The organism is Streptomyces sp. NBC_01408 (genome assembly GCF_026340255.1).
Classification (GTDB): domain Bacteria; phylum Actinomycetota; class Actinomycetes; order Streptomycetales; family Streptomycetaceae; genus Streptomyces.
Genome location: NZ_JAPEPJ010000001.1, coordinates 339938 through 364677, shown reverse-complemented (window position 1 = coordinate 364677; position 24740 = coordinate 339938). Strand labels below are relative to the sequence as shown.

Genomic DNA, 24740 nt, shown 5'->3' with positions numbered 1-24740 from the left:
TCGTCACGTCCGCCGTGGCTCAGCCGCCGAGGCGCGCCAAGGCCGCCTCCACCAGCCGCACCACCGAGGTGTCGGCCACCGCCGCCACCTCGGCGTACGGGAACCAGCGCAGGTCGAGCGACTCCTCGCTGATCTCCGCCACCGCTCCGGCCGGTGCGAGCACCGCGTACTGCACGTCCAGGTGCCAGTTGCACGGCGCCGGGATCGGATGCCGGTCCAGGCGGACCGGGCCGCCCGGCACCAGGGTCAGGCCGGAGGCGATGCCGGACTCCTCGACGGCCTCCCGCAGCGCCGCCTCCGCGAGCGTGGCGTCACCGGGCTCGCAGTGGCCGCCCATCTGCAGCCACATGCCGAGCTTCTTGTGGAGGGTCAGCAGGACCCGCTCCCGCTCCGGGTCGATCACCAGCGCGCTGCCGGTGATGTGCCCGGCCTGACAGGGCTTGTAGACCCCGTCCGGATGCGCGGTCAGGTGGTCCAGGTAGAGATCGCGCAGCTCGGGCTGGTCCTCGTACCCCTTCAGGACGAGGACCGCGTCGTCGTACAGGCTCACTTCTTCTCTTCGCCGTCCTCGTCGTCCCGCTTGCGGGCGGCCTCGCCGAGCATCTTGTCGATCTCGGAGAAGTCCAGCTGCTCGCGGTGCACGAACCCGTCCGGGTCGTCCAGGTCGGAGGCCGTCGGCAGCATGTCCGGGTGCTCCCACAGCCCGTCCCGGCCGTCCACACCGCGCGCGTCGGTGAGCGAGGCCCACAGCCGCGAGGCGTCCCGCAGCCGGCGCGGGCGCAGCTCCAGGCCGATCAGCGTCGCGAAGGTCTGCTCGGCCGGGCCGCCCGAGGCGCGCCGCCGGCGCATGGTCTCGCGCATGGCGTCCGCCGAGGTCAGCCGGGGCTTGGCCGCCGCGTGCACCACCGCGTCGACCCAGCCCTCGACCAGCGCGAGGGCCGTCTCCAGGCGGGCCAGGGCGGCCTTCTGCTCGGGGGTGTCCTGCGGCTGGAACATGCCGCCCTGAAGTGCTTCCTGGAGCTGCTCCGGATTGGACGGGTCCAGCTGGCCGACCACGTCCTCCAGCTTCGAGGTGTCGACCTTGATGCCGCGGGCGTAGCCCTCGACCGCGCCGAACAGGTGCGAGCGCAGCCACGGCACGTGCGCGAAGAGCCGGGCGTGGGCCGCCTCGCGCAGGGCCAGGTAGAGCCGCACCTCGTCCGAGGGGACGCCCAGGTCCTTGCCGAAGCTCTCGATGTTCAGCGGCAGCAGTGCGGCCTTGCCGGACGGGCCGAGCGGCAGCCCGATGTCGGTCGAGCCGACGACCTCGCCCGCGAGCACGCCCACGGCCTGGCCGATCTGCTGGCCGAACATGGCCCCGCCCATGGAGCGCATCATGCCGAGCAGCGGGCCCGCCATGGCCTGCATTTCCTCCGGCAGGACACTGCCCATGGCCGCGCCGACGCGCTCGGCGACCGGGTCCACGAGCTCCTTCCACACCGGAAGGGTCGCCTCGACCCATTCGGCGCGGCTCCACGCCACCGCCGTGGTGGCGCCCGAGGGCAGCGAGGTCACGTCGTCCAGCCACAGGTCGGCCAGGCGCACGGCCTCCTCGACGGCCGACTTCTCGGCGATGCCGACGCTCGTGTCCTTCACGCCGTCCGCCGTGCCCTGCGCCACGGTCTGGCGGGCGATGTCCTTGGCCATGTCCCAGTTCACGGGACCGCCCTCGTAGCTGAGCATCTGGCCGAGCTGCTGGAAGGCGGCTCCGAGGTCGTTCGGGTTCATCGAGCCGAACATCGAGGCGAACGGGTTGTCCGCGCCGCCGGGGCCGCCCGGCATGCCCATGCCCGGGAACCCGAACGGATTCGCCGGGCCGCCCTGACCGCCCTGATCGCCCTTCCTCTTGCCATCGTCGCCGTTCTCCGGCTCCTCCGGCGGAAGGCCGAATCCGAATGGGGTGTCGCTCACGGGTTTCCTCGGCTCGTAGGGCCGCCGGCGGGTGCCGACGGGCAATGGTCCGACAACACCACCCAGCGTAGACACCAGACCCGCTTCCGGGCTCGGTGCTCCGCCGACTCCTGGGCTGCGGCAGGATGGACATCACCTGGTGGGTACGCGTCACGGCGCGTCCCTACTGAAGACAACCGCTGGAGACGCCTGGTGAGTTCCCCGGATCCGCACGCTTTGGGCAAGCACAGCTCGGAAAAGCACAGCCGCGCGGCGTACGACGCCGAAAACCAGGGCGACAGCGCCGGTGGCGTTCGCCAGCCGCGAAACTCCGCGGTGCGGGGCCCCGTGATCGCCGTGACCGGCGCCGCGTCGGGTGTCGGCGCCGCCCTGGTGAGCCGCCTGGCCGCCTCCGACGAGGTCAAGCAGGTCGTGGCCATCGACGAGCGGCGCGGGGACTGCGCGGCCGCGCAGTGGCACGTGCTGGACGTACGGGACCCCGCGATCGCCGAGAAGCTGCGCGGCGCGGACGTGGTGGTCCACCTGGCGCTGGACCTCGACCTGGAGACCGACCCGGCGGCCCGTACGGCGTACAACGTGCGCGGCACCCAGACCGTGTTGACGGCCGCCGCGGCGGCCGGGGTGCACCGCGTCGTGCTGTGCACCTCGGCGATGGTCTACGGGGCGCTGCCGGACAACGACATCCCGCTGTCGGAGGACTCCGAGCTGCGGGCCACTGCCGAGGCCACCGGCGTCGGCGACCTGCTGGAGATCGAACGGCTGGGACGCCGGGCCCCCCGCGCGCACCCCGGCCTGAACGTGACGGTCGTCCGCCCGGCGGTCCTCGTCGGCGGCACGGACACCGCACTGACCCGCTACTTCGAGTCCCCGCGCCTGCTGGTCGTGGCCGGATCCCGGCCCACCTGGCAGTTCTGCCACGTGGAGGACCTCGTCAGCGCCCTGGAGTACGCGGCGCTGGAGAAGGTCGAGGGCGAGCTGGCCGTGGGCTGCGAGGGCTGGCTGGAGCAGGAGGAGGTCGAGGAGCTGAGCGGCATCCGCCGCATGGAGCTCCCCTCGGCGGTCGCGCTGGGCGCGGCGGCCCGGCTGCACCGGATCGGCCTGACGCCGTCCCCGGCCGGGGACCTGGCGTACACGATGCACCCCTGGGTGGTCAGCGTCAGCGGGCTGCACGCGGCGGGCTGGCGGCCCCGCTGGACCAACGAGGAGGTGCTGGCCGAGCTCCTCCAGGAGGTCGCGGGCCGCCACACGGTCGCGGGCCGCCGGCTGGGCCGCAAGGACGCCGCCACGGCCGCGGGTGCGGCGGGTGCGACGGTGGCGCTGCTGGGCGCGGCCGCCGCGGTCCGGCGGGCCCGCCGGCGCCGCGGCATCTGACCGGGCCGGTGGTGCCGCGACGCCGTGGCGCAAGCGGCCCCCGGCTGCGCCCGGGCCTTCCGGGGCTCCGCCCCGGACCCCGCGCCTCAAACGCCGGCGAGGCTGGAGGTCGGACCCCGCGCCTCAAACGCCGGCGAGGCTGGAGGGCGGACCCCGTGCCTCGACCGCCGACGAGGCTGGAGGGCGGACCCCGTGCCTCGACCGCCGGCGAGGATGGAGGGCGCCTCGACCGCGGTGAGGCCGGAGGTTGGGGCGGGGCCGGGCCCGGGTCCTGTAGGAGGCTCCCAGAGCGGGTGACCTGGGACGGGTGATTCAGCTATTTCGCCATGTCAGCGGCTAGGGCACGATGAAGGCATGGCACCGAACTTCGATCACCCCGGCGAGCAGGCCGCGCAGGACCCGATCCGGCTGCTCGCGATCCGTGAGACCCCGCTCTCGATCGACGAGGTCTTCCAGGCCGTCGGCGACGACGCGGCGGGCGGTACGACGCTCTTCGTCGGCACGGTGCGCGACCACGACAGCGGGGCGGACGTCGACTCGCTCGGCTACTCCTGCCACCCGACGGCCGAGGCCGAGATGCGGCGGATCGCCGACCGGGTCGTGGCCAAGTACCCGGTCCGCGCCCTGGCGGCCGTGCACCGCGTGGGCGACCTGGCCGTGGGCGACCTGGCCGTCGTCGTCGCCGTCTCCTGCCCGCACCGCGGCGAGGCCTTCGAGGCCTGCCGGATGCTGATCGACGACCTGAAGCACGAGGTCCCGATCTGGAAGCACCAGACCTTCGCGGACGGTACCGAGGAGTGGGTCGGCGCCTGCTGAACCCCCGGGTGCGAGGTGGCCCCCGGAGGGGGGTAGCCTCGCACCCGTTCGGCCGCGCAACACGCCCTCGATTTGCGTAACCCCCCTCCGGGCACGAGCGTTGAAGCCACCAACGACACGTACTTTCGGGGCAGGGAGGCACGCCCATGGCGTCACTGGCGTGGTTGCTGATTCCGCTGTTCGCCGCGATCGGAGCGGCGATATGGGGCAGCTGGGCGGCACGCGACCGCACTCAAGGCGACATATCCGAGCTCGCGGGCTACGCAAGGTTCCGTGAAGCCATGGGCAGGTCCGACCAGGGCAGGGCGAAGGCAGAGGCCCACTCCGGTTCCGACGCCGTCTGACGCGTCCCGTGAGGCTCCCCCCGGTCGGCGGGGGTACTGAGACTTCCGCGCACGGCCCCGTACGGACCGGCCCCAGGGGCCGCCCGCCAGGGCCGTCCCGTACTGTCGGATCCATGCCACGCCGCACTGCGACGATGCTCGCCTCCACCCTCATGCTGTTCGCGCTGCTCTGCGCAGGGGTGTTCCTGAAGGTCCCGTACGCCGAGATGAGCCCGGGCCCGACCGTGAACACGCTCGGTGATTCGCACGGCGAGCCCGTCCTCAACATCGCGGGGCGCAAGACGTACCCGACCAGCGGTCACCTCAACATGACGACGGTCCGCGTCACCGGCGCGGACTACGACATGAACCTGCTGGAAGCGGTCTACGGGTGGCTGGCGGGCGACAACATCGTCGTGCCGCACGAGAACCTCTACCCGGACGGCAAGACGGAAGAGCAGTCGACGCAGGAGAACGCCGAGGAGTTCAGCCAGTCGCAGCAGAGCGCCAAGGTGGCGGCCCTGCGGCAGCTCGGCATCCCGGTCACCGCGCGCGTGATCGTCTCCTCCGTGGTCAAGGCCAGCCCCGCCGACGGCAAGCTGCACGCCGGTGACGTCGTCCAGGCCGTGGACGGCGCTCCCGTCACCGCCCCCGAGGACGTGGCGAAGCTCGTCACCAAGCACAAGCCCGGCGAGCCGGTCGAGTTCACCGTCATTCCCGCCGCGGAGGCGGCCGAGGCGGCCAAGGCCCAGCGCGAGCCCACCGGCTCCGCCAAGGTCACCATCACCGCGGGCAAGGCGGAGGACGACGGTCACGCCATCGTCGGGATCCGGGCCGGAACCGACCACACCTTCCCGTTCACGATCGACATCAAGCTCGCGGACGTCGGCGGGCCCAGCGCCGGCCTGATGTTCGCCCTCGGCATCGTCGACAAGCTCACCCCGGAGGACCTGACCGGCGGCAAGTTCGTCGCCGGTACCGGCACCATCGACGACAAGGGCAAGGTCGGCCCGATCGGCGGCATCCAGATGAAGACCATCGGCGCCCGCCAGGCCGGCGCCGAGTACTTCCTGACGCCCGCCGAGAACTGCGCGGCCGCGGCCTCCGACGTGCCCGAGGGGCTGACCCTGGTGAAGGTCGCCACCATGGACGACGCCACGAAGGCCCTGGAGAAGATCAGCAAGGGGGACAAGGCCGGGCTGCCGCAGTGCGGCAAGCCCTGACCGGTCCGCCCCGGCCGCGTCCGGCCCCGGCCGACGTACCCCTCCGGCCGACGTACCCCTCCGGCCTACGAGAAGGTCGCGGCCAGCGCCTCCGCCAGCCCGGGCACCAGGCCCCCGCCGGTGAGGACCTCGGTCGAGGAGTCCTTCTCGCGCAGCCGTACGGCCGACTCGCGCGACCCGTCGCGCAGCACGGCCACCGTGATGCGGACCTCCTGCCGCTCGGGGTGCCCGGCGACCCACTTCGCCAGCTGCTTGTCGTTCAGCCCCTCCGGTACGGAGGCCTCCGCCGACGGCGGCAGCATCAGCCGCTCCACCGTCAGCGCGCAGCCGACGACCGCGTCGGGCCAGGCGATGGTGCCCAGGAACTTGTCGAGCGGGGTCCCGGCCGGGACCTCGTCCTGCTCGATCGGGGTGAGGGAGGACTTGCCGGCGTCGTCCTGGTCGAGGCCGAGCTGGCCGGCCAGCCGAGGCTCCTGCTTCTTGAGCCGGGCGGTGTCGACGAGGGCGAACAGCCGGGCGGGCTTGTCCCAGCCGAGGCCGGCCGCGTACTCGTCGATCTCGAGACAGGCACGGGTCAGCGGGCTGGCCGCCATCGGCCCCGCCGACGGAGTCGGCTTATCGGGCGGCGTGGGGGAAGGTGAAAGGTTGGACATGGGCAACATCCTGCCTCCTTTCCGCCGGATACCGGGAACTGACTAAAGCCTCCGTAAGTTGCATGAGTGGGCTCTACGATCGGGGGCCCCGTTCATTACCAGACTCAGCGACTTTCGAGGTGCGCACCTTGGCTTTCCAGATGCCGGACCGCGGCGGAGGCCCTTCCGGGCCACGGATGAGAGTCGGCCGCCCGTCCCGGCGAGCCCGCACTCTCCTCATGACCTTGGGCGTACTGGCCGTCCTGGCCATGCTTTTCATCATGTTCGCGGGGTTCTGGACGGACTGGCTCTGGTTCCGTTCCGTGAATTACTCCTCCGTCTTCACCACCACGCTGTGGACCAAGATCGGCCTGTTCGCCGTCTTCGGTCTGCTGATGGCCGGTGCCGTCGGGCTGAACATCTGGCTGGCGTACCGGCTGCGGCCGCCGCTCAGCGCGATGTCGATGGAGCAGCAGAGCCTCGACCGCTACCGGATGAGCATCGCCCCTTACAAGAAGTGGCTGCTCCTGGGCATCTCCGTGCTCGTGGGCCTGATCGCGGGCGCCTCGGCGGCCGGCCAGTGGAAGACCTGGCTGATGTGGGTCAACGGGGTGCCCTTCGGGCAGAAGGACCCCCAGTTCAACCTGGACGTTTCCTTCTACGCCTTCAACCTCCCCTGGTACCGCTTCCTGCTCGGCTTCGGCTTCGCCGCGGTCGTGCTCTCGGTGATCGCCGCCGCCGTCGTGCACTACCTGTACGGCGGACTGCGCGTGACCAGCCCGGGCGCCCGGGCCACCGCCGCCGCGACCGGACACCTGTCGGTGCTGCTCGGCCTCTTCGTCACGCTCAAGGCGATCGCGTACTGGCTCGACCGCTACGGCCTCGCCGTGAAGTCCAGCGACTTCAAGGCGGCGGACAACTGGACCGGCCTGCGCTACGTCGACGCGAACGCGTACCTGCCGGCCAAGACGATCCTCGTCGCGATCGCCGCCATCTGCGCCGTGCTGTTCTTCGCGACGCTGTGGCGCCGCACCTGGCAGCTGCCGGTGATCGGCTTCGGCCTGATGGTGCTCTCGGCGATCCTGATCGGCGGGCTGTACCCGGCGATCGTGCAGAAGTTCCAGGTCCAGCCGAACGAGCAGGCCAAGGAATCGCCGTACGTCCAGAAGAACATCGCGGCGACGCGTGACGCGTACGGCATCGACAAGACCGAGGTCAGCGACTACGCGGGCATCCCGGACCCCAAGGCGGACAAGAACAAGCTCCGCCAGGACGCCAACACCACGGCCAGTGTCCGGCTGCTCGACCCGAACATCGTCTCCCCGGCCTTCCAGCAGCTCCAGCAGAACCGGGGCTACTACGGCTTCCCGTCCACCCTTGCGGTGGACCGGTACAAGGGCCAGGACACGGTCATCGGCCTCCGCGAACTCAACCTCGCGGGCATCCCGAAGAACAACTGGATCAACGACCACTTCCGCTACACCCATGGTTTCGGCGCGGTTGCCGCCAAGGGCACCGAGGTCGCCCCGAACGGCACCCCCGTCTTCACCGAGTCGGGCCTGCCCTCCACCGGTGACCTCGGAAAGTACGAGCAGCGGATCTACTACGGCGAGCAGACCAAGCAGTACTCGATCGTCGGGGGCCCGCAGAAGGAGCTCGACTACGCCGACGACAAGGGCGAGAAGGAGACCACCTACCAGGGCGACAGCGGTGTGAGCCTCGGGAACCCGGTCAACAGGGCCGCCTACGCCCTCGCCTTCAGCGAGCCGCAGATCCTCTACTCGGGCGCCATCGGCGAGGGTTCCAAGATCCTCTACAACCGGACGCCCAAGGAGCGGGTCGAGGCGGTCGCCCCCTGGCTGACCATCGACGGCGCCGCCTACCCGGCGGTGATCAACGGCCGGATCCAGTGGATCGTGGACGCCTACACCACCAGCAACGGCTACCCCTATGCCTCCCGTACGACGCTCGGGGACACCACGGCGGACTCGCTGACCAACTCCCAGCGCGCGGTCGTCGCGCAGGAGAACCAGGTCAACTACATCCGGAACTCCGTGAAGGCCACCGTCGACGCCTACGACGGCACGGTGAAGCTGTACCAGTGGGACACCCAGGACCCGGTGCTCAAGACCTGGATGAAGGCCTTCCCCGGCACGGTCGAGGCCCGGAAGGAGATCCCGCAGGCGCTGATGGACCACCTGCGCTACCCGCAGGACCTGTTCAAGGTGCAGCGCGAGCTCCTGACCCGCTACCACGTCACCGACCCGCAGACCTTCCTCAGCGGCAGCGAGGTCTGGGCGGTGCCGGACGACCCGACGAACAAGGAGGGGAACGCGGTCCCGCCGTACTACCTCTCCCTGAAGATGCCGGGTCAGAAGGAGCCGAACCAGGCCTTCTCGCTCACCACCACGCTCACCCCGAACGGCCGGGACAACCTCAGCGCCTTCATGCAGGTGAACGCCGACCCCGGCACGCCCGACTACGGCAAGATCAGATTGCTGAAGCTGCCCACCACCAACCCGGTGGACGGACCCAAGCTGGTGCAGTCCCGGTTCAACTCCAAGCCGGAGATCGCCACTGAGATCAACATCCTGAGCCGGGGCGACTCGCAGGTGGAGTACGGCAACCTGCTCGCGGTCCCGCTCGACAAGGGCATGCTCTACGTCGAGCCGGTGTACGTGCGCGGTGGCGGGCTGAAGTACCCGTTGCTCAAGAAGGTTCTGGTGACCTACGGGGAGCAGACCGCCTTCGAGGACACCCTGGAGAAGGCGCTGAACGTGGTCTTCGGGGCCGAGGCGCCGAGCACCACCCCGCCCACGACCCCGCCGGGCGAGGGCACCACCACGCCGCCGCCGGCCAGCACGAACCCGACGGTCAAGGCGGCGCTCGCCGACGCGCAGAAGGCCGTCGAGGACGCCGAGAAGGCCCGGCAGGCCGGAGACTGGGCGGCCTTCGGCAAGGCGCAGGAAGAGATCAAGGCGGCGCTGAAGCGGGCGGTCGACGCGGAGGCGAAGCTGACGGCACCCAATCCGGGCGGCTAGCCGCCCGGCCCCGCAAGGGGTAAAAGCTCCCTCCCGCATCGTGATACTGTGGTTTCACCGACGCGGGGTGGAGCAGCTCGGTAGCTCGCTGGGCTCATAACCCAGAGGTCGCAGGTTCAAATCCTGTCCCCGCTACTGAAGATGAAGGCCCGGATCCATGGGATCCGGGCCTTCGTCATGTCCGGAGCGGACACACGGTAGCTGGGAAGGGTGAGTTGGGGCGGGAGCGTGTTTGACTTATCTCTCTGTGGGCATGTCGACAAAACGCTGTAGTGACCTCACTGGCTGCGACATACCAGGTGTACGCGGGTAGCAGGTGATGCGACGATGGGATTTATGGGGGACAGGTCAACTCTGCTGGAGACAGGGCGGTTTGTGAGGGCGGAGTCGGAGCCGGGTACGGGAGCCGGTGACACGGCTCCCCTTGTCAACGCGCAGACCGTGCTGACCGATGCGGAGTTCTTGGACAAACACAGTGCGGAGGAGATGTTCGCCGAGACCGACGCGGCGAGCGACGCCGAGCTGGAAGCCCGGCACCGGGTGGCCGCCGACCAGGGCGACCCGGGTGCCATGAGCGTGCTCGGGGCGCTGCTGCTGCGCCGCGGCGACCTGTCCGGGGCCGAGCCGTACCTGCGCGGAGCCACCGGCGAAGGGGACCGTGCCGCCGCGAACAACCTCGGCGTGCTGCTGCACCAGCGGGGCTACCCCGAGGAGGCCGCCGACTGGTGGCGGGTCGCCGCCGTCGCCGGATCCGCGCCGGCCGCGCACGCCCTGGGCCGCCACTTCCGCGAGCGGGGCGACGAGCCCGCCGCCGAGTACTGGCTCCGCCAGGCGGCGGAATCCGGCCACGCCCTGGGTGCGTACGGGCTGGCCGACCTGCTGGAACACCGGGGTGACAAGGGTGTCGAGCGGTGGTTCCGCGCCGCCGCCGAGCAGGGGCACCGCGAGGCCGCGTACCGGCTGGCACGGCACCTGCGCAAGGGCGACCCCACCGAGGCCGAGCAGTGGTACCGGCAGGCCGCCGCGCGCGGACACCGCCGGGCCGCGCTGCACCTGGGCGCCCTGCTGGAGGCGCGCGGGGAGCTCAAGGAGGCCGGGCGCTGGTACCTGACCTCCGCCAAGCAGGGGGAGGCCCGTGCCGCGTGCGCGCTGGGCTTCCTGCTGCGCGACGCCGGGGACGAGGACAACGCGGCCGCGTGGTGGCACCGGGCCGCGCAGGACGGCGACGCCAACGCGGCCAACGCGCTGGGCGCGCTGCACGCCGCCCGCGGGGAGACCCAGACCGCGGAGCGCTGGTACCGCACGGCCATGGACGCGGGCGACCAGAACGGGGCGTACAACCTTGCTCTGCTGTGCGTCGCACAGGACCGGACCGCACAGGCCGAGCAGTGGTACCGGCGCGCGGCCTACGCCGGACACCGGGAGGCGGCCAACGCGCTCGCCATCCTGCTGCTCCAGGGCGGCGACGCGGCGGGCGCCGAACCGTGGTTCTCCAAGGCGGCCGAGGCGGGCAGCGTGGACGCCGCCTTCAACCTCGGCATCCTCTTCGCCAGCCGCGACGAGGACCGGACGGCGCTGAAGTGGTACGAGCGTGCCGCGTCGGCGGGCCACACGGACGCGGCCCTCCAGGTCGGCATCGCGCTGGTGCGGGACGGCGAGGAGCGTGCCGCCGAACGGCACCTGCGGTGCGCGGCGGGCGGCGGGAGCGCGGAGGCGGCGTTCCGGCTGGCCTCGCTGCTGGAGTCGCTGGCCCCGCCCGCGGAGCCGGTGGCGCTGGGTGAGCCGGCGGGCGGCGCCCCGCGGACCGAGAGCGAGGAGTGGTACGAGCGGGCCGCCGAGCTGGGTCACCGGCGGGCGCAGGTCCGGGTCGGCATGCTGGCGGCGGCCCGGGGTGACCTGGCGGTCGCCGCGCGCTGGTACCGGGAGGCGGCCGAGGCCGGGTCCCGCAACGGCGCCTTCAACCTCGGGCTGCTGCTGGCCCGCGAGGGCAGCGAGCCCGAGGCGGCGCTGTGGTGGACCCGGGCGGCGGTGGCGGGCCACGGGCGCGCGGCCCTGCGGCTGGGGCTGCTGGCCGCTCGGCACGGGGACCTGGCGGAGGGGCAGAAGTGGTGCGTACGGGCCATGGAGCTGGGCCCGGCGGAGGTCTCCGAGCGGGCGGCGCGGCTGCGGCAGGCGCTTGCGGAGGAGCTGTCGGCCTGATCCCTGGCCGGGGGCCCTGCCGTGCCCGCGGGTGCCGTGCCGCTGCCGGGGCTCCGGCCCGGAACCCGCGCCTCAAGCGCCGGCGGGGCTGAAGGATCGGGGCTCCCCCCCAGCCCCCGCCTCAATCGCCGGCTGGGCTCAAAGATCCTGGGGCGCCGCCCCGGACCCCGCGCCTCAATCGCCGGCGGGGCTGGGGTTGGCGGTGCTGGGGTCGGGGGGCTGGGGTTGGCGGTGATGGGGTTGGGTGGAACGGGCGGGTGTTGAGTGGGCGGGCATAGGACGGCCGGGCGTTGGGCGGCGGGTGTCGGGCCGGGTGGGGTCAGCGGTAGAGCCAGGACGTTGAGCGGGCGTAGGCGTGGCGGAAGACGAAGGGCATCAGCAGGTCGTTGACGCGGCGTTGCATGGTGCCCGGGGTCTTGGAGTCCCGGTTGGACGCGGCCGACCTGGTCATGCGGGCCGCGCGGGGGCGGCGTAGGCGGGTGTACGCGGCCAGGGCCGACGGGACGTCCGGGGACGCGGCCACGGCTCCGGCCAGGGCCACCGCGTCCTCGATCGCCATGGACGCGCCCTGCCCGGCGCCCACCGGATGGGCCGCGTCGCCGATCAGGACGGTGCGGTCGTCGTGCCAGACGGGAAGTTCCGCCAGCCGGTGCATCGGCGTCGGCCGGTCCACGCGCGTCGCCGCCCGCAGCACCTCCAGCGGCATCCGAGAGGTGCGGTACAGCTCCTCCAGCAGGCCCGAGGTGACCTCCGCCGGGTCCGGCGGCTCCGGCGCGGCCACCTGGGCCGACCACCACACCGTGCCGTCCGGCGCCGGGATGTACAGGAACGCCCCCCGGTGGCCGAAGACCATGTGGAAGGAGCCCCGGGCCAGGTCCGGGAGGTGCGAGACCCCCGACACGCTGTAGAGCCCCGCGTACTCGGGGGCCGGCGCCGCCGGGTCCAGCGCGGTGCGGGCCGCCGACCAGATGCCGTCCGCCGCCACCACCAGGTCCCCCTCCGCCTCCGAGGGGACCACCCGCCGCCCCGTCACGAAGCGGGCCCCCGCCCGCACCGCCTCGGCCCGCAGCACCTCCACGAGCCGGCCGCGCAGCAGGGTCGTGCTGTGCAGGGTGTCCGAGGCCAGCCGGCCGCGGGGCACCCGGCCGAGGAGCTTGCCCGAGGCCGACCACATCAGCTGGTCGGCGACCGGGAACCCGGCGGCCTGGACCGCGGCGAGGCAGCCCAGCTCGTCCAGCCCCCGCAGCCCGTTGACGGCGAGGCTCAGGAACGAGCCCACCTGGCCGGCCGCATCTTGGTCCGACACGGTCTCGTACGCCTCGTGGACCGTGACCTCGGCGCCCGTGCGCCGGCGCAACGCGATCGCGCTCGCCGCTCCGGCCACTCCGCCCCCGATGACTGACACACGCATGTCCGCCCCTTTCGCTGAATGCTCATTCACTGAATCTCAATTCGGTGAAACTGGGTTCAGTATGATGAGGCCGCGAACGAGGCGTCAAGAGGGAACGGGGATCGCGGTGGGAGTGCGCAAGGAGCGGGCGGCCGGCACGGAGGCGGCGCTCAAGGAGGCGGCACGCGCCCTCTTCCTGGAGCGCGGCTACGCGCAGACGAAGATCACCGACATCACCAAGGCGGCCGGCCGCTCCACCGGGTCCTTCTACGAGCACTTCGCCGGCAAGGAGGAGCTGCTGAACGCGCTGCTCGCGGACATCGGGGCCCAGGTGGACGAGGCGGTCGGGGCCGGCGGCCACCCGCGCGAGCACGACCTCGCCGACCGCGCGCAGCTGCGTACGCACGTGGCGGCCACCTGGGGGGTCTTCCGGGACCACCTGCCGGTGGTGGTCGCCCTCTTCCAGAAGTCCATGGCCGAGCCGCCCCGGTCCGGGCTGGCCTGGGAGCGGCTCGTGGGGGACACCGCGCCGCTGCGTGAGCACCTCGCGTACATGCGCGAACGCGGCCAGGAGGTCCCCGGGGACCCCGAGCTGGTCGCCGCGGCGATCGGGGCCATGGTCTCGATGCTGGGGTACGCGGCCATGACCAGCGGGGTCGCCTTCGACGACGACGAGGTGGTCGACACCCTGACCTCGCTGCTCCACCGCGGGCTGGCCGGTTAACCGATTTGCATCTGCCGTGCCCCCTCACGTAAAGTCAGGTTTACCGACGCGGGGTGGAGCAGCTCGGTAGCTCGCTGGGCTCATAACCCAGAGGTCGCAGGTTCAAATCCTGTCCCCGCTACTGAAGGCCCGAGGCCCGGATCCCATGGATCCGGGCCTCGAGTCGTTTGCGGCTGCAGAAATCGCGGGAACCGCGGAACGCGGAAGGCCGGGAGCCTCGGCTCCCGGCCTTCCGCGTTATGTCAGGTCTTCTCCGGCCGCCCTAGGTGGCGGCGCAGTTCGGGCACACCCCGCGATACGTCACCTCGACCGCCGACACGACGAAGCCGAAGCGCTCGGTGTCGGGCAGATCGGCCAGCGGGTTGCCCGCCGGGTGGACGTCGCGGATCGCGCCGCACTGGGCGCAGACCAGGTGCTGGTGCGGCCGGTGGGCGTTCGGGTCGTACCTCTTGGCCCGGCGATCGGTCGCGACTTCCAAGACTTCGCCGAGCGAGACGAGTTCTCCGAGCGTGTTGTATACCGTCGCCCGGGAGATCTCGGGGAGCTTGACCACCGCTCGCGCGTGCACCTCGTCCGCCGTCAGGTGAACGTGGTCACCGTCGAGCACCTCGGCCACGACGCGCCGCTGTGCGGTCATGCGCCATCCGCGTCCGCGAAGTCGTTCCAGCAGGTCACTCATGGATGCCAGCCTAACAGCGCGGGGACTCGGTGTAACTCCCGAATCAGTGCGGACTTGGATACTCACTTGACTTAGACAAAGTCCATCGTAGGATCGAACACAGCACAGGCCAAGGACAGGACACGCAGAATGACGCAGGAGGCGCACGTGACGCAGGGACCGCTCACCACGGAGGCCGGGGCTCCGGTCGCCGACAACCAGAACAGTGAGACCGCTGGCGTCGGCGGGCCCGTTCTCGTCCAGGACCAGCTGCTGCTGGAGAAGCTCGCCCACTTCAACCGCGAGCGGATCCCGGAGCGCGTGGTGCACGCCCGCGGCGCCGGTGCGTACGGCACCTTCACGCTGACCCGTGACGTCTCCCAGTGGACCCGGGCCAAGTTCCTGTCCGAGGTCGGCAAGCAGACCGAAACGTTCCTGCGCTTCTCCACCGTCGCGGGCAACCTCGGCAGCGCCGACGCGGTGCGCGACCCCCGCGGCTGGGCGCTGAAGTTCTACACCGAAGAGGGCAACTACGACCTCGTCGGCAACAACACCCCGGTGTTCTTCATCAAGGACGCCATCAAGTTCCCGGACTTCATCCACACCCAGAAGCGCGACCCGTACACGGGCTCGCAGGAAGCCGACAACGTGTGGGACTTCTGGGGCCTGAGCCCCGAGTCGACCCACCAGGTGACCTGGCTCTTCGGTGACCGCGGCATCCCGGCGTCCTACCGCCACATGAACGGCTACGGCTCGCACACGTTCCAGTGGAACAACGAGGCCGGCGAGGCCTTCTGGGTCAAGTACCACTTCAAGACCGACCAGGGCATCAAGAACCTCACCCAGGCCGAGGCCAACCAGCTCGCCGGCGAGGACCCGGACTCCCACCAGCGCGACCTGCGCGAGTCCATCGAGCGCGGCGACTTCCCGAGCTGGACCGTGCAGGTCCAGATCATGCCGGCGGCCGAGGCGGCCCAGTACCGCTTCAACCCGTTCGACCTCACCAAGGTGTGGCCGCACGAGGACTACCCGCCGATCGAGATCGGCAAGCTGGAGCTCAACCGCAACCCGGAGAACGTCTTCGCCGAGGTCGAGCAGAGCATATTCAGCCCGGCGCACTTCGTCCCCGGCATCGGTCCGTCTCCGGACAAGATGCTCCAGGGCCGCCTCTTCGGCTACGGCGACGCCCACCGCTACCGCGTCGGCATCAACGCGGACCACCTGCCGGTGAACCGTCCGCACGCCACCGAGGCGCGCACCAACTCCCGTGACGGCTACCTGTACGACGGCCGCCACAAGGGTGCGAAGAACTACGAGCCGAACAGCTTCGGCGGCCCGCAGCAGACGGACCGCCCGCTGTGGGTGTCCACCCCGGTGACCGGCGGCACGGGCAACCACGCCGCGCCGGTGCACAGCGAGGACAACGACTTCGTCCAGGCGGGCAACCTCTACCGCCTGTACTCCGAGGACGAGAAGTCCCGTCTGATCGAGAACCTGTCCGGCTTCATCGCCAAGGTCTCCCGCGACGACATCGTCGAGCGCGCCATCGACAACTTCCGCCAGGCGGACGGTGACTTCGGCAAGCGACTGGAAGCCGCGGTCCAGGCCCTTCGCGGCTGATGGACCGCTTGTCGTAGCAGGACGACGGGCCGGAACCTCCTTCGGAGGGTTCCGGCCCGTCGTCGTTCGGGTCAGGCCGGGACGGTGCGCCGGGCCGGGACCCAGCAGCGGATGATGTCGCGTACGGAGACGATGCCCACCGGGCCGCCGTGCTCCAGCACGATCAGATGCCGGAAACCGCCGTGGGCCATGGCCTCGGCGGCGTCCTGCAAGGTGGCGTCCGGCGTGCAGAACACCACGTTGTTGGTGGTGTGCGCGCCCACGGACTCCTGGTCGGGGTCGTGGCCGGCGCCGATCGAGTTGAGGATGTCGCGCTCGGTCAGGATGCCGATTCCGCTGTGGTCGGGGTCGAGGACGACGGCCGCGCCGACGCGCCGGCCGGACATCAGGCAGGCCGCCTGCCGGAGGGTGTGCGCGGGTCCGAGGGTGAGGATCACGGTGCTCATGGCGTCACGGACGAGCATGAAGAGAGCCACCTCCTGGGTGAGTCCCGCCGCTTGGGCGGGTGCACTTGAGAAGACATTCACAAGCGCACAAGCGGGGGGAGTCTCAGATTCCCACGGACGCGGGAGGGCAGCAAGAAGGCGCGTGGGAACGGGTGTTCACCGTTTCGGTGCGCGGGCGCACACCGGCCGGACCTCAGGCGCGCGGCCGCAGGTGCTCCAGCATCCGCTCGTGCAGCAGCCCGTTGGAGGCCGCCGCGTTCCCGCCGTGCACCCCGTCCACCCCGTCCAGGCTGGTGAAACGGCCGCCCGCCTCCTGGACCACGACCGCGATGGCCGCCATGTCCCACAGGTTCAGTTCCGGTTCGGCGCACAGGTCCAGCGAGCCCTCCGCCACCATCATGTACGGCCAGAAATCGCCGTAGCCGCGCGTACGCCAGCACGCGCGGGTCAGGTCCAGGAACCCGGCGAGCCGGCCCCGATCCTCCCAGCCGCTCAGCGAGGAGTAGGCGAACGAGGCATCGCCCAGCCCGGCCACCTTGGACACGCCGATCGCAGCGGTCTCGCCCAGCGCCCCGCCCGCGTACGCGCCCCCGCCCCGCGTGGCCCACCAGCGGCGGCCCAGCGCCGGCGCGGACACCACGCCGACCACCGGTTCGAAGACGCCGTCCGCGCCCTCCGCCATCAGGGAGATCAGCGTGGCCCAGACCGGGACCCCGCGCACGTAGTTCTTCGTGCCGTCGATCGGGTCCACCACCCAGCGGCGCGGGCCGCTGCCCTTGAGCCCGTACTCCTCGCCCAGGATCGCGTCACCGGGCCGCGCGGCCTCGATGCCGGCCCGGACGACCTCCTCGGCGGCCTTGTCCGCCTCGCTCACCGGAGTCATGTCCGGCTTCGTCTCGACCACCAGGTCGAGGGCGCGGAACCGCTGCATCGTGACGGCGTCCGCCGCGTCGGCGAGTTCGAGGGCAAGGCGCAGGTCATCGTCATACTCGGGCATGCCCGAACAGTATCGAGACTCCCGCACCCCCACCAACGAGGTCCACAGTGCGGCCGGGACGCGCCCTTGACAGGACCTGTCGCCCCGTCAACTCTGGCGGAGAAGCCCAGCGGCCATGCCAGTGGGGAGGCGACCATGCCGGCAGCCCGGGAGTCCTTACTGGAAGCGGCCGGAGCGGCGCTAGCCGCACGCCCCTGGCCGGCCGTGCGGATGGTCGACGTCGCGGCCGCCGCCGGGGTGTCCCGGCAGACCCTCTACAACGAGTTCGGCGGCAAGGCCGGACTGGGCCGGGCCCTGGTCCGGCGCGAGGCCGACCGCTACCTCGACGGGGTCGACCGGGCCCTGGGCACCCCGGCCACGGCCGCCGACCGGCTCCTGGCCGTCGCCGAGTGGACCGTACGGGCCGCCCGCGCGCAGCCCGTCGTACGGGCCCTGCTCACCGGGTCCTGGAACACCGGCCTGCCAGCCCCAGGCCTGCCTCCCCGGCCGGGCGCCGGGCCTCCCGGGCCGGGCCAGCTGGCCCGCGAGGTACGGGACCGGGCGGCGGCCGCCCTGACGCCGGGGGAGGGCACGCAGCGGTGCGAACTCGCCGTCCGGCTCGCGCTCTCCTACGTGATCGCCCCGCCGGAGGGCCCGGCCGGGCCCGCGCTCGCCGAGCTGCTGCGGACGGTCAGTGCGAGGAGCCGGACAGCTGGAGCCCGATGACCCCCAGGATGACCAGGGAGATCGACACGAGCTTGAGGGTGGAGACCAGGTCCCCGAGGAAGACCATGCCGTAGATCGCCGTCCCGGCCGCCCCGATGCCCGTCCACACCGCGTACGCCGGACCCACGTCCAGCTTCTTGAGCGCCAGCGTCAGCAGACCGAAGCTGCCGAGCGCGAAGCACGCGAAGGCGATGGTCGGCCACAGCCGGGTGAAGCCGTGGGACAGCTTGAGGCAGACCGCGAAGCCGGTCTCCAGGATTCCCGCGACCACGACCAGCAGCCACGCCATGTCGATGCCTCCCCGCGTCACGTGACACGGTCTGGGCCCGACTTCCGGCCTGAACCTGCGCGCCACTTGGTGCGACTATCCATTTACCAGACACGGCCTTCCGCAAACCCCGCTGCACGGCGCCGTACGGTCAGTCGCCCTCGCGCCGCTCCCGCGTCTCCAGCAGCCGCCGCAGCGAATACAGCCGCGCCGGGTCCGCGTGGCCGTCCTCCACCCACTTGTCGAGCGCGCAGTCCGGCTCGTCGTGGCTGCACGCGCGCGGGCACCCCTCCGTGCCCGGAACCAGCTCGGGGAAGGCCAGGATCACCCGGGACGGGTCCACGTGGTGCAGGCCGAAGGAGCGCACGCCCGGGGTGTCGATGACCCAGCCGTCCATCCCGGGCAGCGGCAGCGCCAGGGCCGAGGTGGTGGTGTGGCGGCCGCGCCCGGTGACCGCGTTGACCACGCCGGTCGCCCGCTTGCGGTCCGGCGTCACCAGCGAGTTGACCAGTGTGGTCTTGCCGACGCCCGAGTGCCCGACGAACGCGGTGATCCGGCCCTCCAGGCGCTCGCGCACCTTGGCGGCCGCGTCGCCCGTAGCAAGCTCCTCGCGGTTGGTGACCACGTAGTTCAGGCCGAAGGTCGAGTAGATCTCCAGGATCTTGTCCGCGGACGTCAGGTCGGACTTGGTCAGCACCAGCAGCGGCTCCAGCCCGGCGTCGTACGCCGCCACCAGGCAGCGGTCAATCATCCGGGGCCGCGGCTCCGGGTCGGCCAGGGCCGTGACGATGGCCAGCTGGTCGGCGTTGGCGACGACCACGCGCTCGTAGGGGTCGTCGTCGTCGGCGGTGCGGCGCAGGACGGACTTGCGCTCCTCGATCCGCACGATCCGGGCCAGGGTGTCCTTCTTGCCGGACAGGTCCCCGACGATCCACACCCGGTCGCCGACCACCGCCGCCTTGCGGCCCAGCTCCCTGGACTTCATGGCGTGGACCGCGCGGTCCCCGACGAGGCAGGTCAGCCGGCCCCGGTCGACGGTCAGGACGAAGCCCTCGGAGGCGTCCTCGTGCTTGGGCCGGATGTTGGTCCGCGGCCGGTTGCCCTTGGGGTTGGGCCGCTGGCGGATGTCGTCCTCGTCGGTGTGCTTGCCGTACCTGCGCATGACGGGCCCTACGCTCCCGCACCCGGTCCGGGGGCCGCGGGGTCCCCGCCGTCGCCCGCGAGCATGTCCGTCCACATCTTCGGGAAGTCCGGCAGGGTCTTCGCGGTGGTCGCCACGTTCTCGATCTCCACGCCCTTCACCGCCAGGCCGATCACCGCGCCCGCGGTGGCCATCCGGTGGTCGTCGTACGTGTGGAAGGTGCCGCCGTGCAGCGGGCGCGGCCGGATGTGCAGGCCGTCCGCCGTCTCCGTGACGTCACCGCCGAGCGCGTTGATCTCCTTGGTGAGCGCCGCCAGCCGGTCCGTCTCGTGCAGCCGCAGGTGCGCGACCCCGCGCAGCACCGACTCCGAGTCGGCCAGGGCCGCCACCGCGGCGATGCCCGGGGTGAGCTCGCCGACCTCGCTCAGGTCCACGTCGATGCCGTGGATCTTGCCGGTGCCCGTGAAGACCAGGCCGGCGTCGGTCAGCTCGCAGGAGCCGCCCATCTCGGTGAAGATCCGGCGCAGCGCGTCACCGGGCTGCGTGGTGCGGCGCGGCCAGTCCGGGATGGTGACCGTGCCGCCGGTGATCAGCGCGGCGGCCAGGAAGGGCTGGGCGTTGGAGAGGTCCGGCTCCACCACCATGTCGCGGCCCAGCAGCGCGCCGGGCGCGACCCGCCACACGTCCTTCTCGCCGCCCGCCTCGGGGGTGTCGACCTGCGCGCCCGCCGCGCGCAGCATCTCCACCGTCATCCGGATGTGCGGCATCGAGGGCAGGTTGCCGCCCACGTGCCGGACCTCGACGCCCTGGTTGAAGCGCGGGGCGGAGAGCAGCAGCGCGGAGACGAACTGCGAGGAGTTGCTGGCGTCGATCTCGACCGTGCCGCCCTCCAGGGCCCCGCCGCCCTGGACGGTCAGCGGCAGCGCGCCCCGGCCGTCGTCGTCGATCCGGGCGCCGAGGGTGCGCAGCGCGGTGATGACCTGGCCGAGCGGGCGCTCGTAGGAGCGCGGGTCGCCGTCGAAGCGGATGTCGCCGTCGGCGAGGGTGGCGACGGGCGGCAGGAAGCGCATGACCGTTCCGGCGTTGCCGACGTCCACGGTCGTCGGGCCGTGCAGGGCCGCCGGGATGATCCGCCAGGCCTCGCCGCCCACCGAGCCGTCGGCGGCGGGGGCGGAGCTGGACGAGACGGTCTCCTCGATGCCCACGCCCATCGCGCGCAGGGCGTCCGACATCAGCTGGGAGTCGCGCGAGCGCAGCGGGCGGCGTACCCAGCCCGGCTCGGCGGCCAGTGCGGCGAGCACGAGAGCGCGGTTGGTGACCGACTTGGACCCGGGCACGGTGACGGTGGCGTGGACGGCTGCGTCGGCGACGGGGGCGGGCCAGAGGGCGTGGAGCGCGGGGGTCTCGGTCATGGCCCCACTTTAGTGGCTTCCCATGGCCACAGATCTTGATCAGTGGCGCAGTCTCAGAGATCGAGCAGCCAGCGCCCGCCGCCGATCAGCGAGCACAGCGCGACGACGTGGAAGAGGAGGAGCCACACGACCGGGTGCACCCCCGTGAGCCGCCCCAGCTGGTCCGCGTCGGAGTCGGGCGCTCCGCCCCGGCGCCGCTTGACCTGGAGCTCGAAGACCGGGCGTACGCCGCCCAGCAGCAGGAACCACACCGCCCCGTACGCGAACACCGCCTGCACTTCGGCCGGCGCGAGCCAGCTCACCAGCACGAAGGTCCCGCCCGTGAGCAGGACCGTCAGGGCCCCGTACGCGTTGCGGATCATCACCAGCATCGCCACCAGCAGGGCGGTGGCCACCCACAGCAGCAGGGTGATCCGGTGCGCCGAGAGCAGCACCGCCCCGCCGAGCCCGAGCAGCGAGGGCGCCGTGTAGCCGGCGGCCGCGGTCAGGACCATCCCCAGCCCGGTGGGCCGGCCGCGGCTGACGGTGACCCCGCTGGTGTCGGAGTGCAGCCGTATCCCGTCCAGGCGCCGCCCGGTCAGCAGCGCCAGCAGTCCGTGTCCGCCCTCGTGCGCGATGGTGACCGCGTTGCGCGACACCCGCCACAGCGGGCGGGGCCCCACAGCGGCCAGTGCGACCAGCCCGGTCGCGATCACCAGCCACTGCTCGGGGGCCGTCTGTATGCCCGTGAGCCGGCCCCACAGGCCGGCCGTCGTGCTGATGTCCATGAAGTGGCGGACTCCTTGCGGTGGTGGTCGGATGCCATGGCAGTGTGGCAGCCATGTGCGGAAGGTATGCGGCGAGCCGTAAGCCCGAGGACCTGGTGGAGGCCTTCGGCATCGAGCGGTGGGAGCCGGAGGAGTCCCTGGCCCCCGACTGGAACGTGGCGCCGACGAAAGAGGTCCACGTCGTCCTCGACCGTCCCCTGAAAGACGCCCAGGACCCGCGTCCGGTTCGCCAGCTGCGCGTCCTGCGATGGGGGCTCGTGCCCTCCTGGGCCCAGAACCCCGACGGCGCCGCCCGGATGATCAACGCGCGGTCCGAGACGCTGGCCGAGAAGCCCTCCTTCCGCCGCCCCTTCGCGCAGCGCCGCTGCATCGTCCCCGCCGACGGCTACTACGAGTGGGTCACCGCCCACGACGAGCGGCAGCTGGAGGTCGAGGGGAAGAGGAAGCGGGCGCGCAAGCAGCCGTACTTCGTGCTCCCCTCCGACGGCTCCGTCTTCGCGATGGCCGGGATATACGAGTTCTGGCGCGACCGGACCCTGCCCGACGAGCATCCGCTCGCCTGGCGGGTCACCTGCTCGGTGATCACCACCGAGGCCGAGACCGGGCCGCTGGGCGTGGCCCCGGCCGAGGGGCCCCGTTCCCTCGCCGACATCCACCCCCGGATGCCGCTCATGCTCACCCCGGACCGCTGGGACGCCTGGCTGGACCCGGCGGACACCGACACCGAGGGCGCGCTGCGGGAGCTGCTCGCGCCGCCGCCGGGCGGGCTGATGCGCGCCTACCCGGTGTCCACGGCCGTGAGCAACGTGCGCAACAACGGGCCGGAGCTCCTGGAGGAGCTCGCCGCGCCAGAAGAGGGCACCCTCTTCTGACCGGGCGGGGCGGCACGATGGGGGCATGACCACGCGTACCGAGAGCGTCCGGACCCCGGCGGGCGAGGCCCGCATCACCTGGCACACCGCCCCCGGGGCGAAGCTCGTCCTCGCCGTAAGCCACGGCGCCGGCGGCGGCATCGAGGCCCGGGACCTGCGGGCCCTGGCCGAGGCGCTGCCCGCCCGCGGGATCACCGTGGCCCTGGTCGAGCAGCCCTGGCGGGTGGCCGGCAAGAAGGTCGCCGCCGCGCCCAAGGTGCTCGACGAGGGCTGGCGCGCCCTGTGGCCGGCGCTGGTGAAGCCCGGGCTGCCGGTGGTCGCGGGCGGGCGCAGCGCCGGGGCCCGGGTGGCCTGCCGGACCGCCGCCGAGCTGGACGCGGCCGGGGTGCTGGCCCTGGCCTTCCCGCTGCATCCGCCGGGCCGGCCGGAGCGCTCCCGGGCGGACGAGCTCACCGGGGCCGGGCGGCCCACCCTCGTGGTCCAGGGCGCCAGGGACCCCTTCGGGCGCCCGGAGGAGTTCCCCGGGGGCGGCCACACGCTGGTGGAGATCCCGTACGGGGACCACGGCTTCGCGGTGCCGAAGAAGGCGGAGCTGACCCAGGAGGAGGCCCTCGCGATGATCACCGAGGCGGTCGCCGAGTGGCTCACGGGCCCGGCGGTGATCCGCAGCACACCCCCGAAGCCCTGAAGCCCGGACGAGCCCCGGACGAAGGCCGGACGATAGCGGCAGGAGGCACGGCCGAGCCCGGCGCGGTCCCGTGCGCGGCCCCGGCGGCGGGCAGGGTGGGGCCGGCGTGCTCCGGAGCGGGCTGCCGGGCCCGCCCGAGCACCCCGACCTGACGTACCCCGGCCGGGTCCGTGAACCCGTCCCCCGCACGGGAATGTGCCGCCCGGCCCTTCTGTTGTCCCGGATGTCGGTACGTACGGGAAATCGTCGGAGGAGAGGGAGCGCATGACCCAGGTCATCAGCCAGAACCGTCCGCAGGCCGCTGACCTGGACTGGACAGTGCTGCCCGGGCCCAAGCGCAGTTCGCCTCGGGCGGCGGAGGTCCGGGAAGGTCGACTATTCTCCGATTCGAGCGGGTCCGCTTTCGGAGTCGCCACGCAGTCGGAGGAGGTGGGTCCTGTCGCTGGGACCGACGAAGGCCACGCGGAGGAAACGACCCCGGAGCGCAATGCGCGCTTCGAGAGGGATGCCCTCGGCTACCTCGACCAGATGTACTCGGCCGCGCTGCGCATGACGCGCAATCCGGCCGACGCCGAGGACCTGGTCCAGGAGACGTACGCAAAGGCGTACGCGTCCTTCCACCAGTTCCGCGAGGGCACCAACCTGAAGGCGTGGCTGTACCGCATTCTGACGAACACCTTCATCAACTCCTACCGCAAGAAGCAGCGCGAGCCGCAGCGCAGCGCCGCGGAGGAGATCGAGGACTGGCAGCTGGCACGCGCCGAGTCGCACATGTCGACCGGTCTGCGTTCGGCGGAGTCGCAGGCGCTGGACCACCTGCCCGATTCGGATGTGAAGGAAGCCCTGCAGGCGATTCCGGAGGAGTTCCGCATCGCGGTCTATCTTGCCGACGTGGAGGGGTTTGCGTACAAGGAGATCGCGGACATCATGGGTACACCCATCGGTACGGTCATGTCGCGACTGCACCGTGGCCGCCGTCAACTCCGCGGAATGCTGGAGGACTATGCCCGTGAACGCGGGCTCGTCCCCGCGGGCGCCGGAGAGTCGAACGACCGGAAAGGCTCGGGCTCATGAGTTGCGGAGAGCCGCACGAGATGGAGTGCTCTGAGGTCCTGGATCACCTTTACGAGTTCCTCGACCACGAGATGCCCGACAGTGACTGCACGAAGTTCGAAACCCACTTCGGCGAGTGCAATCCCTGTCTGGAGAAGTACGGCCTGGAGCAGGCCGTGAAGAAACTGGTGAAGCGCTGCTGCGGGTCGGACGACGTGCCGACGGACCTGCGGTCGAAGGTGATGGGCCGGATCGAACTGATCAGGTCGGGCCAGGCCGTGCCCGATCACGACGTCACCGTCGACAGTCCCGTCGCCGCCGACAACCCGGCCCCCGGCTGACGCTCCGGCCGGTAGGTGAACCCCCGCCCCCGGAAAGCCACTTCGTTCACTCGAAGGTGCTAATCCGGGGGCGTCCGCATGTCCCGATGTGAAAATGTGGTCC

Annotated in this window: 24 protein-coding genes and 2 tRNA genes; 15 read left to right on the top strand and 11 right to left on the bottom strand. The window is 71.7% G+C overall.

Going from position 1 to position 24740, the window contains the following annotated elements; genetic code table 11:
• Positions 1-19: 19 nt before the first annotated feature.
• Positions 20-550 (bottom strand): NUDIX hydrolase, encoded by a 531-nt coding sequence (locus tag OG447_RS01630; protein ID WP_266934375.1) that lies wholly within the window; start codon positions 548-550, stop codon positions 20-22.
• Positions 547-1950: a zinc-dependent metalloprotease gene (locus OG447_RS01625; protein WP_266934374.1), complete on the bottom strand. Its 1404-nt coding sequence runs from the start codon at positions 1948-1950 to the stop codon at positions 547-549. Before OG447_RS01625 ends, OG447_RS01630 begins: the two co-directional genes overlap by 4 nt.
• 315 nt (positions 1951-2265) lie before the next feature.
• Here OG447_RS01625 and OG447_RS01620 point away from each other — a divergent pair, with 315 nt between their 5' ends.
• The 4 genes from OG447_RS01620 (at position 2266) to OG447_RS01605 (ending at position 5683) form a co-directional block, all read left to right on the top strand.
• Entirely contained in the window at positions 2266-3321 is a 1056-nt protein-coding gene (locus tag OG447_RS01620) for an SDR family oxidoreductase (RefSeq protein WP_266934373.1), read from the top strand.
• 354 nt (positions 3322-3675) lie between these two features.
• Positions 3676-4137 (top strand): molybdenum cofactor biosynthesis protein MoaE, encoded by a 462-nt coding sequence (locus OG447_RS01615; protein ID WP_266934372.1) that lies wholly within the window; start codon positions 3676-3678, stop codon positions 4135-4137.
• Positions 4138-4283: 146 nt separating this feature from the next.
• Positions 4284-4481, top strand: coding sequence for a hypothetical protein (locus OG447_RS01610; RefSeq protein ID WP_266934371.1), 198 nt, complete (start codon positions 4284-4286; stop codon positions 4479-4481).
• Positions 4482-4594: 113 nt separating this feature from the next.
• Positions 4595-5683, top strand: a complete 1089-nt coding sequence (locus OG447_RS01605) for a PDZ domain-containing protein (protein WP_266934370.1) — start codon at positions 4595-4597, stop codon at positions 5681-5683.
• A gap of 65 nt (positions 5684-5748) precedes the next feature.
• Here OG447_RS01605 and OG447_RS01600 read toward each other — a convergent pair whose 3' ends face one another.
• A complete protein-coding gene (locus OG447_RS01600; RefSeq protein WP_266934369.1) occupies positions 5749-6336 on the bottom strand; it encodes a PPA1309 family protein in 588 nt (195 codons plus the stop codon).
• Positions 6337-6476: 140 nt separating this feature from the next.
• Here OG447_RS01600 and OG447_RS01595 point away from each other — a divergent pair, with 140 nt between their 5' ends.
• From OG447_RS01595 to OG447_RS01585, 3 genes are all read left to right on the top strand, one after another.
• Positions 6477-9356 carry a UPF0182 family protein gene (locus tag OG447_RS01595; RefSeq protein WP_266938704.1) on the top strand — a complete coding sequence of 960 codons (2880 nt, stop codon included), beginning with the start codon at positions 6477-6479 and terminating at the stop codon, positions 9354-9356.
• A gap of 61 nt (positions 9357-9417) precedes the next feature.
• A tRNA-Met gene (locus tag OG447_RS01590) sits at positions 9418-9491 on the top strand.
• 192 nt (positions 9492-9683) lie between these two features.
• Positions 9684-11555 carry a tetratricopeptide repeat protein gene (locus OG447_RS01585; protein WP_266934368.1) on the top strand — a complete coding sequence of 624 codons (1872 nt, stop codon included), beginning with the start codon at positions 9684-9686 and terminating at the stop codon, positions 11553-11555.
• A gap of 319 nt (positions 11556-11874) precedes the next feature.
• Here the strand turns inward: OG447_RS01585 and OG447_RS01580 are convergent, their stop codons facing one another.
• On the bottom strand, positions 11875-12966 hold the full coding sequence (locus tag OG447_RS01580; RefSeq protein WP_266934367.1) for an NAD(P)/FAD-dependent oxidoreductase: 1092 nt from the start codon (positions 12964-12966) through the stop codon (positions 11875-11877).
• Between the two features lie 106 nt (positions 12967-13072).
• On the opposite strand from OG447_RS01580, the gene OG447_RS01575 reads away from it, so the two are divergent.
• Positions 13073-13669, top strand: coding sequence for a TetR/AcrR family transcriptional regulator (locus OG447_RS01575; protein WP_266934366.1), 597 nt, complete (start codon positions 13073-13075; stop codon positions 13667-13669).
• Positions 13670-13716: 47 nt separating this feature from the next.
• Positions 13717-13790: transfer RNA gene (locus tag OG447_RS01570), tRNA-Met, on the top strand.
• Between the two features lie 141 nt (positions 13791-13931).
• On the opposite strand, the gene OG447_RS01565 is transcribed toward OG447_RS01570, so the two are convergent.
• The gene (locus tag OG447_RS01565; RefSeq protein ID WP_266934365.1) at positions 13932-14348 is read right to left on the bottom strand and encodes a Fur family transcriptional regulator; all 417 of its coding nucleotides are present in this window, start codon (positions 14346-14348) and stop codon (positions 13932-13934) included.
• Between the two features lie 129 nt (positions 14349-14477).
• Here OG447_RS01565 and OG447_RS01560 point away from each other — a divergent pair, with 129 nt between their 5' ends.
• Complete coding sequence (locus tag OG447_RS01560; RefSeq protein WP_323181712.1) at positions 14478-15947, top strand: catalase; 1470 nt, start codon at positions 14478-14480, stop codon at positions 15945-15947.
• 71 nt (positions 15948-16018) lie between these two features.
• On the opposite strand, the gene OG447_RS01555 is transcribed toward OG447_RS01560, so the two are convergent.
• Together OG447_RS01555 and hisN are read right to left on the bottom strand one after the other, a co-directional pair.
• The gene (locus OG447_RS01555; protein WP_266934363.1) at positions 16019-16411 is read right to left on the bottom strand and encodes a cyclic nucleotide-binding/CBS domain-containing protein; all 393 of its coding nucleotides are present in this window, start codon (positions 16409-16411) and stop codon (positions 16019-16021) included.
• A gap of 175 nt (positions 16412-16586) precedes the next feature.
• Entirely contained in the window at positions 16587-17390 is an 804-nt protein-coding gene (gene hisN, locus OG447_RS01550; RefSeq protein ID WP_266934362.1) for a histidinol-phosphatase, read from the bottom strand.
• Positions 17391-17525: 135 nt separating this feature from the next.
• On the opposite strand from hisN, the gene OG447_RS01545 reads away from it, so the two are divergent.
• Entirely contained in the window at positions 17526-18095 is a 570-nt protein-coding gene (locus OG447_RS01545) for a TetR/AcrR family transcriptional regulator (RefSeq protein WP_266934361.1), read from the top strand.
• Here OG447_RS01545 and OG447_RS01540 read toward each other — a convergent pair.
• From OG447_RS01540 to OG447_RS01525, 4 genes are all read right to left on the bottom strand, one after another.
• Positions 18061-18384: a multidrug efflux SMR transporter gene (locus OG447_RS01540; protein WP_112447780.1), complete on the bottom strand. Its 324-nt coding sequence runs from the start codon at positions 18382-18384 to the stop codon at positions 18061-18063. The genes OG447_RS01545 and OG447_RS01540 overlap by 35 nt on opposite strands.
• A gap of 130 nt (positions 18385-18514) precedes the next feature.
• Complete coding sequence (gene rsgA / locus OG447_RS01535; RefSeq protein ID WP_266934360.1) at positions 18515-19525, bottom strand: ribosome small subunit-dependent GTPase A; 1011 nt, start codon at positions 19523-19525, stop codon at positions 18515-18517.
• An 8-nt stretch (positions 19526-19533) separates the two neighbouring features.
• Complete coding sequence (gene aroA, locus OG447_RS01530) at positions 19534-20916, bottom strand: 3-phosphoshikimate 1-carboxyvinyltransferase (protein ID WP_266934359.1); 1383 nt, start codon at positions 20914-20916, stop codon at positions 19534-19536.
• Positions 20917-20969: 53 nt separating this feature from the next.
• Entirely contained in the window at positions 20970-21683 is a 714-nt protein-coding gene (locus tag OG447_RS01525; RefSeq protein WP_266934358.1) for a M50 family metallopeptidase, read from the bottom strand.
• A gap of 53 nt (positions 21684-21736) precedes the next feature.
• Between OG447_RS01525 and OG447_RS01520 the strand changes: the two genes are divergently transcribed.
• The 4 genes from OG447_RS01520 (at position 21737) to rsrA (ending at position 24637) form a co-directional block, all read left to right on the top strand.
• Complete coding sequence (locus OG447_RS01520; protein WP_266934357.1) at positions 21737-22555, top strand: SOS response-associated peptidase; 819 nt, start codon at positions 21737-21739, stop codon at positions 22553-22555.
• A gap of 25 nt (positions 22556-22580) precedes the next feature.
• The gene (locus OG447_RS01515; RefSeq protein ID WP_266934356.1) at positions 22581-23243 is read left to right on the top strand and encodes an alpha/beta family hydrolase; all 663 of its coding nucleotides are present in this window, start codon (positions 22581-22583) and stop codon (positions 23241-23243) included.
• A gap of 429 nt (positions 23244-23672) precedes the next feature.
• Entirely contained in the window at positions 23673-24317 is a 645-nt protein-coding gene (locus OG447_RS01510; RefSeq protein WP_030709911.1) for a sigma-70 family RNA polymerase sigma factor, read from the top strand.
• A complete protein-coding gene (gene rsrA, locus OG447_RS01505; protein WP_266934355.1) occupies positions 24314-24637 on the top strand; it encodes a mycothiol system anti-sigma-R factor in 324 nt (107 codons plus the stop codon). The genes OG447_RS01510 and rsrA overlap by 4 nt, the downstream gene beginning before the upstream one ends.
• The last annotated feature ends 103 nt before the right edge of the window (positions 24638-24740 follow it).

Coding starts and splice junctions, on each gene's coding strand:
- rsgA (WP_266934360.1), bottom strand. CDS start 19,525: ATGCGCAGGTACGGCAAGCACACCGACGAGGACGACATCCGCCAGCGG.
- OG447_RS01545 (WP_266934361.1), top strand. CDS start 17,526: ATGCCGGCAGCCCGGGAGTCCTTACTGGAAGCGGCCGGAGCGGCGCTA.
- hisN (WP_266934362.1), bottom strand. CDS start 17,390: ATGCCCGAGTATGACGATGACCTGCGCCTTGCCCTCGAACTCGCCGAC.
- rsrA (WP_266934355.1), top strand. CDS start 24,314: ATGAGTTGCGGAGAGCCGCACGAGATGGAGTGCTCTGAGGTCCTGGAT.
- OG447_RS01600 (WP_266934369.1), bottom strand. CDS start 6,336: ATGTCCAACCTTTCACCTTCCCCCACGCCGCCCGATAAGCCGACTCCG.
- OG447_RS01525 (WP_266934358.1), bottom strand. CDS start 21,683: ATGGACATCAGCACGACGGCCGGCCTGTGGGGCCGGCTCACGGGCATA.
- OG447_RS01595 (WP_266938704.1), top strand. CDS start 6,477: ATGCCGGACCGCGGCGGAGGCCCTTCCGGGCCACGGATGAGAGTCGGC.
- OG447_RS01615 (WP_266934372.1), top strand. CDS start 3,676: ATGGCACCGAACTTCGATCACCCCGGCGAGCAGGCCGCGCAGGACCCG.
- OG447_RS01560 (WP_323181712.1), top strand. CDS start 14,478: ATGACGCAGGAGGCGCACGTGACGCAGGGACCGCTCACCACGGAGGCC.
- OG447_RS01540 (WP_112447780.1), bottom strand. CDS start 18,384: ATGGCGTGGCTGCTGGTCGTGGTCGCGGGAATCCTGGAGACCGGCTTC.
- OG447_RS01520 (WP_266934357.1), top strand. CDS start 21,737: ATGTGCGGAAGGTATGCGGCGAGCCGTAAGCCCGAGGACCTGGTGGAG.
- aroA (WP_266934359.1), bottom strand. CDS start 20,916: ATGACCGAGACCCCCGCGCTCCACGCCCTCTGGCCCGCCCCCGTCGCC.
- OG447_RS01580 (WP_266934367.1), bottom strand. CDS start 12,966: ATGCGTGTGTCAGTCATCGGGGGCGGAGTGGCCGGAGCGGCGAGCGCG.
- OG447_RS01605 (WP_266934370.1), top strand. CDS start 4,595: ATGCCACGCCGCACTGCGACGATGCTCGCCTCCACCCTCATGCTGTTC.
- OG447_RS01555 (WP_266934363.1), bottom strand. CDS start 16,411: ATGCTCGTCCGTGACGCCATGAGCACCGTGATCCTCACCCTCGGACCC.
- OG447_RS01565 (WP_266934365.1), bottom strand. CDS start 14,348: ATGAGTGACCTGCTGGAACGACTTCGCGGACGCGGATGGCGCATGACC.
- OG447_RS01515 (WP_266934356.1), top strand. CDS start 22,581: ATGACCACGCGTACCGAGAGCGTCCGGACCCCGGCGGGCGAGGCCCGC.
- OG447_RS01585 (WP_266934368.1), top strand. CDS start 9,684: ATGGGATTTATGGGGGACAGGTCAACTCTGCTGGAGACAGGGCGGTTT.
- OG447_RS01610 (WP_266934371.1), top strand. CDS start 4,284: ATGGCGTCACTGGCGTGGTTGCTGATTCCGCTGTTCGCCGCGATCGGA.